The sequence below is a fragment of the Pseudoalteromonas sp. OF7H-1 genome (assembly GCF_022347825.1).
Classification (GTDB): Bacteria; Pseudomonadota; Gammaproteobacteria; order Enterobacterales; family Alteromonadaceae; genus Pseudoalteromonas; species Pseudoalteromonas maricaloris.
This window is the reverse complement of sequence record NZ_JAKRFX010000004.1, coordinates 1-12,245: the sequence shown is the minus strand read 5'-3', so window position 1 is coordinate 12,245 and position 12,245 is coordinate 1. Positions and strand designations below refer to the sequence as shown.

The following is a 12,245-nucleotide window of genomic DNA, read 5'->3' as shown; positions in this document are numbered from 1 at the left end:
TAGGTGTGATCGAGGTCAGTTATATCGCGCTAATACGAACCTCTGCGACGCTTTTATGGCAATACCGTGAAGGATTTGGTATAAATAAAAAATTGGCCAACTGGTCGGATTAGATTAAGAGACACTATGGTTTATGCAAAAATCACGGGCTGGGGAAAGTGTATTCCACCAGCTAGCATCAGTAATGATGAAATTAGCACTATCGTTGACACCAATGATGAATGGATAAGTACGAGAACAGGTATCAAATCCAGACGCGTTAGCCATGTTAGCACTGCTGAACTTGCAACGGTGGCCAGTCAACACGCTTTGGCATGTGCAGGGCTTGAAGGTAAAGATATCGATCTTGTGCTACTTGCTACCTGCACACCGTCAACTATGGTGGCAAATACAGCTTCTTTAGTACAAAAAAATATTGGCGCTGTTGGTGCTGCAGCATGTGATACCAATGCTGCCTGTTCGGGCTTTTTGTATGCATTACAAAATGCCACCGCACAGATCCAAGCCGGTATGATTAAAAGAGCAGTCGTTGTTGCAGCTGAGCGTATGACTTGGTATGTAAACTGGGCAAAGCGTGACAGCGCAGTATTATTTGGCGACGGTGCAGGTGCTGTCGTGCTTGAAGCAAGTGACGAACCAACCGGGCTATTAGGCACCAAGACTGGCTGTGATAGCACAGATAGAAGTATATTACACATTCCAAACTATGGTACGGATATGGATCGCTGTGCAGGCACCGGACCTTCTGATCTCTCTTTTGAGGGACGTGAAATCTTCAAGCGGGCTGTAAAAGGTATGAGTGAAGCATGTGACGATGTACTCAACCAAGCACAACTCTCATTAGACGATATAGATGTGCTTATCCCGCATCAAGCTAACCTTCGTATCATTCAAGCTATCCAAAATCGCTTGGAAATTGCAGATGATAAAGTCATGGTTAATATCGACAAGTATGGTAATACCTCAGCTGCAACAATTGCAATTGCACTGTGTGAAGCCGTGGAAAATGGCCTTATTAAACCACAGGCTAATATTATGTCTGCGGCATTTGGCGCAGGATTAACCTGGGCTGCTAGCTATTTGAAATGGGGAGAAAGAACGACCCCAATTGCGTTGTCGGATGCACGTTTACCTGATTGCGATAAAACAGGCCTTGAATTGATCGCACCAGCAGTAGCCGCAAGTCAAGCTCAATAACTAACCTATTCTCCCGAGTTAGGGTTAATTGCTCGATCTTGCCCTTGGGTGGGTGGTAATATTGAAATATTATTACCTCTCATCCAAGGAGTTTACTGTGCTCAAAGCGCATACCGAGATCAGTCAATTAGAACCACAAGCAATTTGGAAGTTTTTTGACCAAATTTGTGCCATTCCCCATCCTTCAAAACACGAAGAAGCACTAGCAAGCTTTATTGTTGACTGGGCTCAAAGCAAAAATTTAGACGTACGTCGTGATGAAACTGGTAATGTATTCATCAAAAAGCCTGCGACAAGTGGCATGGAAAATCGTAAGCCTGTTGTATTGCAAGCGCACATTGATATGGTGCCACAAAAAAATGACGATACAGCACACGACTTCGTTACCGATCCAATCAAGCCATATGTTGATAATGGCTGGGTAACTGCAACTGGCACGACGCTAGGTGCAGACAATGGTATCGGTATGGCCTCATGTTTAGCCGTATTAGACGCTGACGATATCAAACATGGCCCACTTGAAGTCTTACTAACCGTTGATGAAGAAGCTGGCATGAGCGGCGCGTTTGGTTTGCAATCTGGCTGGTTAGAAGGTGAAATCCTACTTAACACCGATTCAGAGCAGGAAGGTGAAATCTACATGGGTTGCGCAGGTGGTGTAGATGCATCCTTAACTCTACAACTCGCGCGAGAAGCGTTACCTAAACACCATCAAATCTTTGAGCTGTCTCTAAAAGGCTTACGCGGCGGACACTCTGGTGTCGACATTCACACCGGCCGTGCCAACGCCAATAAATTGCTTGCAAGATTCTTAAAGCATCATATCGCAGACTTTGACCTAAGACTTATCGAAGTCAGAGGTGGCTCCCTACGCAATGCAATTCCGCGCGAAGCATACGCTGTCATTAGTTTTGATGAAGCGAAAATAAGCGAGTTCCAAGCGCTGATTGAAGCTTATGAAACCATCATTAAGCAAGAATTATGTGCCATAGAAACCGGGATCACATTTGCGCTCAGCACTTCAACGAGTAACTCATTGCCAATGAGCGAAGCTTCTAAAAGCAAAGTACTAGCGCTTCTCAATGCTTGCCCTAATGGTGTTATACGCATGAGCGACGATATTCCAGGTGTTGTTGAAACCTCACTTAATATGGGCGTAATTTCTACTACAGATAACAGTCTAGAAGTCCTATGTTTGATCCGTTCATTAATTGATTCTGGTCGCAGTGATGTCGAGGGTATGTTGCGTTCACTGGCTGAGCTGACACAAGCTGATATTGAATTTAGTGGTGCTTACCCAGGCTGGAAACCTGATCCAAGCTCAGAAGTATTAGCTATTTTCCGTGATATGTATGAATCAATCTACGGTGAAAAGCCACATATAATGGTTATTCATGCTGGTCTTGAATGTGGTTTGTTCAAAGAGCCTTACCCGAACATGGATATGATTTCTTTTGGTCCAACCATCAAATTTCCACACTCTCCTGAGGAAAAGGTAGAAATTTCAAGCGTTGGTCTATATTGGCAGCAAATGAAAGGGATTTTAGAAAACATTCCTGAAAAACAGTAAAATTAATCCAAAACTAATACCAATTTGACTTAATACTTGCTCAATTTGAGGGAGTAAATCTGACGCTAGCTGTGTTAAAAATTTATCATTTAGAACAACTAAATAGCAAAATTTTTGCCGGGCTATCGACAAGATTTTCTTGCCTCAAAATAAACCACTTAACTAGGGCCTGTTGACCTTTGCTGTTTGATTTTTGTTCTTCTGAGTGTGTTTTGGTCGCGACGCTCGACTTGCCGCCTAGTAATCTAGGCAAAAGTTGAGCAACAATGAACAAAGCGCACTCAGATGAACCCAAAGGGCAGCGCTTGATTAGCATTTCTACTGTGTTATCGCCAGACTTACATAGAATGACTATGCTACGCTGGCTCTGCCTTGTATAAATACCAATCAAACTGCTGCAAAAACAAACTTGAAAGATCAACAGGCCCTAAGTAAATTGGTATGATTACCCTGAAATCATGTTGTTTTAATTAAACAAAAAGCCCAGCTGACATAGCTGGGCTTTTTGTAGATTTCAAATCTCTACTATTAGCTAAACTTTTTCTCAAGATAACTAAACATAGTTCTAAGACCCAATGCTTCACCACCAACAGGTCTACCCGGCAACGCTCTTACGTTCCATGCCATCACATCAAAATGTAGCCAAGGTGTCGTGGCTGGCTCAACAAATTCTTTTAGATACAGTGCAGCTGTAATTGAACCACCAAACGGTGTCGAACCACAGTTAGCAATGTCTGCAATATCACTCTTGAACAGCGCCTTATATTGATCAAACAAAGGCAGTTGCCAGATAGGATCCGCATTACCCAGACCAATTTCCATTAGCTCAGAAGCAATCGCTTGATCTGTAGAATAAAAACCAGGCAGTTCAGTGCCAAGAGCGATGCGACACGCACCAGTCAAGGTGGCAAAATCTATCAATAGCGCTGGCGCTTCTGTTTGCGCTTCAGCCAATGCGTCACATAAAACCAAGCGTCCTTCGGCATCGGTATTATCAATTTCAACCGTAATACCTTTACGTGTTTTGATCACATCACCTGGCCTAAAGGCGTTGCGAGACACTGCATTTTCTACCGCAGGGATAAGTACGCGTAATCTAACAGGCAGTTTTGCCGCCATAATCATATTGGCCAACGCGATAACATGAGCCGCTCCGCCCATGTCTTTTTTCATATTACGCATTCCAGACGCTGGTTTTAAGTCCAGACCACCGGAGTCAAAACATACGCCTTTACCAACTAAAGTAAGTTTTGCATGGTCTTCATCACCCCAACGTAAATCAAGCAAACGCGGAGCATTATCACTCGCACGGCCCACCATGTGGATCGTTGGGTAGTTTTGCTCTAACAACTCATCACCAATGATTTGTTCAAATGATGCACCATATTGCTCGGCGAGTTCTTCCATTACTTCAGCCATGTGCTGAGGCATCATGTCGGCCGCTGGTGTGTTTACAAGATCTCTTGCAAGATAAATAGACTCGACAGCCGCTTTTACTTTGGCATGTATATTGGCATCTTCGATAGCAAGCTTTGCGACAATCGCAGGCAATTCTTTATAAGCAGAAAATTGATACGCCCCCAGTAAAAACGCAATAGCATGACTCTCAACTTGCTCAGAAGCGATATCAATAAAGTAAGTGCCTTTTGGTAACTGCTTTGCAAGATCGCCCAATAGCCAAAAATCATTGTCTTCAGCAATAACAATAACTCGCTCCACTTCTCCAGAATCAGCATTCGGAATAAGAATGGTTTTTTGCAACTGAAGTTGTGCGGTTTTTACGAAAAGCTGTGTCGTACTTGACTGCTGCGCTTGCCATGACGCTAATTCTGCAGCGGAGAAGATAGAAATGGGTGTACCCATAGCAGAGTGAACGAGTAGGTTGTTCATGTAGGCCTCAAATTTATTATGTTCGTACTTAGATTACCAAGGCTAAAAAGAAAATTCACTGTTCCTTGGTTTTTGTTGGCTTTTTTTTCAAATTGAATGAACTAGGCAAAACATCCACGCCCACTAATTGACCAACCTTTACGATTATCGGAATGGTAATGGGGGCAAAAGGTAAAACGGCAAACACACCCAGTCCTAACCCTTTGAGAATATCTACAAGTTGGGCGTTTGCTGTTTTTAGTTCAGCCTTATGCGCTCGCCCCAAAGTATATCGCTTGTATATCTCAAGCATTTCTTTCGTTTCTTGTTTCTCTTGTTCTAGTGCGCATTTGAGCGCAATCATTGCTCTGCGCAATCTTATTTGCTGTCTGCGTTTACTGATCCGAGCAACGCGCATCGGTGCTTTATGGACAACTTTGATCAGTTTCATTAATAAACTCAAAGATAGTGTTGTCCAGAGTCTATCAAAATTTTTAGCACTTTAGCTATTAGCCATTGGTACAAATTACCTATTCTAGCGAGTAAAGTTATACGTAAAGTGTGCAAAACAACGAACTAGAACAAAATCAACCTCAATTACCACACAAAACTGTACAATAATCACTCACACAAAGACTAGCGTTTAGCACTGTTCAATTAATCTACAAAAACTGAATAATGAAATTTCAGTAAACTCGTCAAATTTTGTAACAACAAATTTTAAGCTGCTGGGTGTTTATCTAGAAAAGCAGCTAAAGTACTCAAAAGTTCATTTTCAACAATAACTTACCATGCGGATTTTGTAATTCTTCTTAGCCTAAACAAAAAGTTATTAAGAAAGTTGCAGTTTCAGAAATCACTGCTAATTTTAAAAAAGCGCTTGCCAACACATAGCAAATTAAATTATATGTGTATTAAAGGTAAAAATATTATAAATGACCTTTTTTATTGGTATGACAACAACAATCAACTGGGGAAACAGGATGAAACTAAAAAGTAACACGCTGCGCCGTGCAATTCGCTTCGCGCTCGCTTCAGCAGCAACTACTTCACTTCTTACCACTACCGTAATGGCTGAAGAAGCCAGTCAAACAAAAGCTAAAGCAGATGAGAAAGTCGAAAAAATCGCCGTTGTAGGTTCTCGGGCGGCGCCTCGCTCTGTGGGCGAGTCACCGGTACCTATCGACATCATCGGTGCAGAAGATATGTCAAAGGCGGCAGGTTCTGACATGCTCGAGTTACTGAAAGGATCAGTACCGTCTTTGAACGTACACGCAAACCCTATCAGCGATGCAGCGACTTTAGTAAGGCCAGCTAACTTACGCGGATTACCTGCTGACAGTACGCTGATTTTGTTAAATGGTAAGCGTCGCCATCGTTCATCGGTTATTGCCTTTTTAGGTGGTGGTATTAACGATGGTGCTCAAGGTCCTGATATTTCAGTGATCCCTAGTATCGCACTGAAACAAGTTGAAGTACTTCGTGATGGTGCAGCAGCACAGTACGGTTCAGATGCAATCGCTGGTGTAATGAACTTTGTGCTCAAAGACGCAAGCGAAGGGGGATCTTTCTCTATTCGTCAAGGTGAATATTACGAAGGTGACGGTGATACGACGGTGATCGAAGGTAACGTAGGTCTGCCATTTACGGACGATGGATTTGCTAACCTAAGCTTTCAGTACAAAGAAGCGGATGCGACCAGCCGCAGTGTTCAACGTCCTGACGCAGCAGCATTTGCAGGGGCTGGCTTAGAAGGTGTTGCAGATCCAGCACAAATTTGGGGTGCACCCGAAATCAAAGACGATATCAGTATTTTTGGTAATGTTGGTGTAGACGTTACAGATAATGCCCACTTTTACATGTTTGGTAACTACTCAGAACGAGATGTAAAAGGTGGGTTTTATTATCGTAACCCAACCACTCGCCCAGGTGTTTATGGCGGTACAATCAGGCTCGTTAATGGCGTGCCGATGAGAAGAAGTCCAACAGACGAGGCACAGCAAAAATTGTGGGATGCAGCAACTCCAACGGTGTTGGTAGGTGCGTTGGATGGTGGCCGCGATGCACAATTAGACTGTCCTGTAGTTGAACTTCAAGCGAATGGATTGCCAGATGAAGCAGCATTGGGTCAGTTAGATGCAGCCAACTGCTTTGCCTTCAACCAAATACTCCCAGCAGGGTTTACACCAAACTTCGGTGGTAATATAACGGATACGTCGTTAACCATGGGTGTGAGAGGTGAATTTAAAGATGGCTTATTAGAGGGAGCCTATTGGGATTTGAGTGGCTCTGTTGGTCGCAACGAATCTAGATATTTTATTACTAATACCGTGAATGCATCGTTAGGCCCAGATACTCCAATGGACTTCAGTCCAGGTAAATATATTCAGCTAGAAAAGAACTTTAACTTTGATGTATCAAAGGGCTATGATTTTGATTTAGCGTATGATGTAAATGTTGCTGCAGGTCTTGAGTGGCATGAAGAAACATTCGAAGTTCTTGCTGGTGACGAGGCATCATTCATTGCAGGCCCACTTACAGAACAGGACTTCGGTATTGGTTCAAACGGTTTCCCTGGATTTAAACCCTCTGCAGCAGGAGAATACACTCGACGTAACTATGCTGCCTATGTTGATATTGAAACGCCGTTTACTGAAGACTTTATGATGGGCTGGGCCCTTCGTTTCGAAGATTACGATACTTTTGGCTCGACTACAAACTTTAAGATCACCGGTCAATATCATGTAACTGAAGACTTCTCGGTACGTGGTTCAATCAGTACCGGTTTCCGCGCGCCAACGGTAGGTCAAGCTAACGTATCTAACGTACAAACAAACCTAAGTAGTGGTGTATTGGTAGACTCTGCGCTACTCCCACCAACAAACCCAATTTCATTACAACTAGGTGGCTCTGAGCTTCAGCCAGAGGAATCCGAAAGTTACACATTAGGCGCAGTTTATCGCTCTGGTGATTTGTTCATCACCCTTGATTACTACAATATTGAGGTAACAGATCGCTTAAGTCAGTCAGAAAAGATAGAGTTGGACCAAGATGACAAAGAAGCCCTTAAAGCGGCGGGTGTTCCTAACGTTGATAACTTAGCGCAGGTGAGCTTCTTCACTAACGACTTCGATACCACGACTCAAGGTATCGACTTAGTTGGTAACTATTCTATGGATATGCTGGGTGGCTATGCAACATTCAGTGCAGCATACAACTGGAATGAAACCGAAGTAGACCGCTTCTCTGCTATCACAGGTGACTTCAAGGTATCTCGTTTAGAAAACGACTTACCGAAACACAGAGGCACGTTAACTTGGGCTCAGCAATGGGATAACTTCTCAGGTTTTGTTCGTATGAACTACTTTGGCGAATACCAAGGCGTTCACGTAGATTATGATGCAACGGCAAAAACAGCGGACTCGACAATCACATTTGATGCAGAGCTTACCTACTTTGCAACAGATTCAATCAGTCTATCTGTTGGTGCAAATAATATCTTTGACCAAGATGCTGAAGAACTAGACTTCTTTGACGCTACAGGTATCCCAAATAACAACTGGGGTGGCAAATACTATGAAACTTCACCATATGGTATTAATGGTGGTTTCTACTATGTGAAAGCAACCTATACGTTCTAACTTTTACTGTAACCCAGAAACAAAGGCGAACTAGCATTAGCTATTTCGCCTTTTTATTTTTATCCTATATAGCAAAGTAGTTAACTCTGAATAAAAAAATGCTGTTATTAAAGCGAGCCAACGAATTATTGGCCGAAAATAAGCTTAGAGAAGCTGAGTTTATGTACAAGTCTGTACTTAAACAGTCACCTAACAACGGTCCTGCTCTATTTGGTTTAGGCCGCATTTGCATGCGTTTAGAGCAGTATGATAACGCAATCTACTATTTAAAAAGAGCCTGCGAACATTTACCAAAAATGCTCGAGCCGCTTTTCGCATTGGCCGATGCGTTTTTAGCCGTTGGTTCACCGGTTGACGCAAAAACCGTACTTGAATACACCTTAAGCGTGGCAAAACATAATGCCCAAGCCCATTACCAACTTGGTCAATTTTATCTGGACTATGGCTTTATTGAACAAGCTAAAAATGTCTTTAAAGCGGGGTTAGATTGTCCTCATAGTACAGTAACTGCCTTTATGCTGTACGAACTGGTACAGCTGTCCTCAGCCAAAGAATTACCTGCATACTTAACGATTTTAGAAAAGTTGGAAAATGAGTTTGAAGCACCGAGACTAAAAACCGTGGTCCACTATGCTCTTGCTAAGTGTCATGAACAATTAGGTAACTTTAATGCAGCTCAAGATAACTATGCTTTAGCGAATGATACACAGCTGCTGATGAGCGAGTTTCGTACTGTAGACATGCTGCCATTTTTTGAATCAATCAAACAGCATTGCGACAAAACGTTTTTTGATAAACCTAGTGATAGGGTTAAGACAACATTTACGCCTGTTTTTATTGTTGGTTTGCCAAGAACTGGTTCGACTCTCCTAGAACAAATGCTAGTGCAACATTCACATGTTGGTACACTAGGCGAGAATACCGTGATCAGCGATAAAATTGTCCCTTACCTCAGTAAGCGCAATAATGCAGAGTTCCCTGCTTGTTTAGACCAACTAAGTAACTCTATGTTAGATCATTGCCGCATACTCTATGTCGACGAGATCAAGCGGCATCGAGTGCCGGAAGAAGTGGTGATCAATAAACTTCCAGCTAATTTTCAAAATCTGGGCTTAATCCACAAGCTCTTTCCTGAGGCACGAATTATTCATTTAACTCGTAACCTCAATGCTACAGCCTGGTCGGTCTATAGTAATCATTTCGCCGAAAGCGAGCCCTACTTTTGCTCTTTAAGTGAATTTGCCTTGTATGCGCAAGCGCAAAGCGACTTGATGTCACATTTTAACCAATTTATGAAAAGAGATATTTTTACGCTCAGTTACGAACAACTTATCGCAGAGCCTGAAAAGTCCCTCAAACAATGCTTGAGCTTTTTATATCAGAAATACGAACCAGAATGCTTGGAGTTTCACAAATCTAAAAAGCCGGTGCATACCTTAAGTAAGGCGCAGGTCAGAAAACCAATCAGCACGCAGCCACTTGAAAAGTGGCAGCGCTATGAAGCGTTTATTGAGAAGATGATTGCTCAACCGCAAAGCGATCAAACCACGCCAGCAAATCTTTAAACTGATCATCACGTGCATGTTTATGGGTTAACATGTCTATGTGCCCATAATTGTGCCGATGGCCGTGCTTTTTTCCATAAATTCTGAGTTCTTGTATCCCCTTTCCCGATTCACGAATAAATGCTTGAATATCGACAGGTTGTGCTAGTGCTTTATCTTTAATACCCGCAATGTGCAAGATTGGAGGTAACGTCATGTCTTTTAATACTGCGGCATAATTAAAACCGTCATCGGAGTCAACCCATGGATGCTTCTGTACCCAGTCAGCGCTTTGAGCATGTGATTTTAAAGACTCATCATCACTCCCCCAACCAAGTCTTTTTGCAGGTAAGTATCCATGCTTTTTCGAATAATAGTGCGCAACGTTAAACCATATTAGGTTTGCTTTAAGTAATTTGCTCGGGTGATTGTTATGTAAACTACGCTTAGAACCAAAATAGACACATGCATTAACATGCTGGATTTCTTCAGGAAAGCGTGCAAAAACACTATTCATCAATACACCTCCCCAAGAATGCGCAATCCAATATTGTGCTCTAGATCCGGTATATCGTTCGATAGAATTCAGCATTTCAGGGATTTCGTGCAAGATTGATTCAGTTTGACCATAATCCGCTTCAGCGTCGATTTTAGGTATACTCTCTCCTCGCCCACGAAGATCGCCAACAAAACAGCGATAGCCGTGCTCAGCTAAAAAAGGCGCTAGCCCTTTATTGCTTTCAGTATAAAAAATTTTGCCATTTTCAACCGCACCATGCATAAAAAACACAACGGGGCCGCTACTATCCGGTTTCGCTATATATCTGAGGTGGAGTTTATGTCCATCTGCTATATCTACTAATAGTGATTTTTGCGCTATCATTTCTTTGTTTTTATTCTTTGAACACTAGCCTCATCGTACCAGTTGACTGATTGATAAGTAAACTTTTAAACTGGGCAAATAAAGGGTTGATATGCTTTTAAGATAAAGCCAGTATTCAAGACTTAAGCGTTCGATTAAAAGTGTTATAATCCTTTTTATTTATTCGAAGAATCCTGTGCACCCAAGAAACAAGCATAATTCAGGCTATGATCTAGACAAGCTTATAGCGATTGAACCCGCTTTAAAGAATTTTACTTACAACCGAGCTGATGGCATAAAAAGCATCGACTTCACCAATCCAGATGCCGTAAAACTGTTGAATAAAGCACTGCTTAAGTCAGACTACGATATACAAGTTTGGGATATCCCCGCACAATTTTTATGCCCCCCGGTTCCAGGCAGAGCAGATTATATCCATGCGCTGAAAGATCTGTTAGATGAAAGTAACTTGCCCGATAAGGTGCAAGGCGTAGATATTGGTACTGGTGCCAATTTGATCTATCCCATCTTAGGATCAAGAGAGTATAACTGGCGCTTTGTGGCCTCTGATATCAATCCTCTTGCTGTGAAGTGTGCCAAAACCATTGCAGAACTAAATAAGTTGCCGGTAAAAGTGATGCAACAAAAGCAGCCTAATCACTTTTTTAAAACGATAATAAAAGCAAACCAGTTTTATCATTTTTCAATGTGTAACCCGCCCTTCCATGCCAGTGAAGCAGATGCAAACAAGGGCACGCAAAGAAAGTGGAAAAACCTTAACCGAGCACCACAAGCCTCGCTAAACTTTGGCGGCCAAGCTCAAGAGTTATGGTGTGAAGGTGGAGAAAAGCGCTTTGTACTGGATATGATCACTGAGAGTGTCACTTTCAAAGAGCAAGTTTACTGGTTTACTTCCCTTATCTCGAATAAAGACAACGTAAAACCACTTAAACAACAACTTAAACAGGTCGCTGCCGAGCAAGTGAAAGTGATCGAGATGGAACAAGGTAATAAGACAAGCCGTTTTATCGCCTGGAGTTTTTTCAAACCTTAGCAATGTGTATATGGTGGACGCGAGTTCACCTTGCAAGACGTTCTATACTCCAAACAGCTAAAAAGCGTCGCATTGCTGCAACGGGTTTTGATGTACATGTACGTTCTTCACTGTCATCAAAAGGAAATCAAGCCATCGGCGGATAAACCGCCTTCTACCATGTTGCACAGTGCTTATACTGTTCTACTTTCACATGGGTAATAATCCACACTATCATTGACCGGGGCCGACCCTTCGGCTGTTTTGTTTCACTTCTGAGTTTGGGTGACGAGAAACCGAAGCACCGCTTCGCAGTTCGAGGAAGTGAGCGCAAGGACGCGCGAAGAGGGAGATGCTACATGGAAGTACTTTACCCCAAACAGCAAAAAACCCGTCGCATTACTGCAACGGGTTTCTCTTATTTGGCCCTGGCGATGTTCTACTTTCACATGGGTAATCCACACTATCATCGACGCTGTTTTGTTTCACTTCTGAGTTCGGCATGGGGTCAGGTGGGTCCAAAACGCTA

Annotated in this window: 9 protein-coding genes and 1 rRNA gene; 5 read left to right on the top strand and 5 right to left on the bottom strand. The window is 42.6% G+C overall.

Annotated elements, in window-relative coordinates:
* Positions 1-126: 126 nt before the first annotated feature.
* A complete protein-coding gene (locus tag MHN30_RS06155) occupies positions 127-1,197 on the top strand; it encodes a ketoacyl-ACP synthase III (RefSeq protein ID WP_130165355.1) in 1,071 nt (356 codons plus the stop codon).
* A 97-nt stretch (positions 1,198-1,294) separates the two neighbouring features.
* Positions 1,295-2,767, top strand: coding sequence for an aminoacyl-histidine dipeptidase (locus MHN30_RS06150; RefSeq protein ID WP_130165354.1), 1,473 nt, complete (start codon positions 1,295-1,297; stop codon positions 2,765-2,767).
* A gap of 85 nt (positions 2,768-2,852) precedes the next feature.
* Here the strand turns inward: MHN30_RS06150 and MHN30_RS23880 are convergent, their stop codons facing one another.
* The 3 genes from MHN30_RS23880 to MHN30_RS06140 form a co-directional block, all read right to left on the bottom strand.
* A complete protein-coding gene (locus MHN30_RS23880; RefSeq protein WP_343224331.1) occupies positions 2,853-3,083 on the bottom strand; it encodes a hypothetical protein in 231 nt (76 codons plus the stop codon).
* A gap of 212 nt (positions 3,084-3,295) precedes the next feature.
* Positions 3,296-4,657, bottom strand: coding sequence for a leucyl aminopeptidase family protein (locus MHN30_RS06145; RefSeq protein ID WP_130165352.1), 1,362 nt, complete (start codon positions 4,655-4,657; stop codon positions 3,296-3,298).
* 55 nt (positions 4,658-4,712) lie between these two features.
* Positions 4,713-5,087 carry a hypothetical protein gene (locus tag MHN30_RS06140; protein ID WP_010379229.1) on the bottom strand — a complete coding sequence of 125 codons (375 nt, stop codon included), beginning with the start codon at positions 5,085-5,087 and terminating at the stop codon, positions 4,713-4,715.
* Between the two features lie 532 nt (positions 5,088-5,619).
* On the opposite strand from MHN30_RS06140, the gene MHN30_RS06135 reads away from it, so the two are divergent.
* Positions 5,620-8,277 (top strand): TonB-dependent receptor, encoded by a 2,658-nt coding sequence (locus MHN30_RS06135; protein WP_239358933.1) that lies wholly within the window; start codon positions 5,620-5,622, stop codon positions 8,275-8,277.
* Positions 8,278-8,375: 98 nt separating this feature from the next.
* On the top strand, positions 8,376-9,842 hold the full coding sequence (locus tag MHN30_RS06130) for a sulfotransferase (RefSeq protein WP_130165350.1): 1,467 nt from the start codon (positions 8,376-8,378) through the stop codon (positions 9,840-9,842).
* Here MHN30_RS06130 and MHN30_RS06125 read toward each other — a convergent pair.
* Positions 9,784-10,704 carry an alpha/beta fold hydrolase gene (locus MHN30_RS06125; RefSeq protein WP_239358932.1) on the bottom strand — a complete coding sequence of 307 codons (921 nt, stop codon included), beginning with the start codon at positions 10,702-10,704 and terminating at the stop codon, positions 9,784-9,786. The two genes, MHN30_RS06130 and MHN30_RS06125, sit on opposite strands and share 59 nt — an antisense overlap.
* A gap of 175 nt (positions 10,705-10,879) precedes the next feature.
* On the opposite strand from MHN30_RS06125, the gene rlmF reads away from it, so the two are divergent.
* On the top strand, positions 10,880-11,737 hold the full coding sequence (gene rlmF, locus MHN30_RS06120) for a 23S rRNA (adenine(1618)-N(6))-methyltransferase RlmF (protein ID WP_239358931.1): 858 nt from the start codon (positions 10,880-10,882) through the stop codon (positions 11,735-11,737).
* A 405-nt stretch (positions 11,738-12,142) separates the two neighbouring features.
* Here the strand turns inward: rlmF and rrf are convergent.
* Positions 12,143-12,245: ribosomal RNA gene (rrf, locus tag MHN30_RS06115) — 5S ribosomal RNA — on the bottom strand; the annotation flags it as partial.

Coding starts and splice junctions, on each gene's coding strand:
- MHN30_RS06155 (WP_130165355.1), top strand. CDS start 127: ATGGTTTATGCAAAAATCACGGGCTGGGGAAAGTGTATTCCACCAGCT.
- MHN30_RS23880 (WP_343224331.1), bottom strand. CDS start 3,083: ATGCTAATCAAGCGCTGCCCTTTGGGTTCATCTGAGTGCGCTTTGTTC.
- MHN30_RS06145 (WP_130165352.1), bottom strand. CDS start 4,657: ATGAACAACCTACTCGTTCACTCTGCTATGGGTACACCCATTTCTATC.
- MHN30_RS06140 (WP_010379229.1), bottom strand. CDS start 5,087: ATGAAACTGATCAAAGTTGTCCATAAAGCACCGATGCGCGTTGCTCGG.
- MHN30_RS06135 (WP_239358933.1), top strand. CDS start 5,620: ATGAAACTAAAAAGTAACACGCTGCGCCGTGCAATTCGCTTCGCGCTC.
- MHN30_RS06130 (WP_130165350.1), top strand. CDS start 8,376: ATGCTGTTATTAAAGCGAGCCAACGAATTATTGGCCGAAAATAAGCTT.
- MHN30_RS06125 (WP_239358932.1), bottom strand. CDS start 10,704: ATGATAGCGCAAAAATCACTATTAGTAGATATAGCAGATGGACATAAA.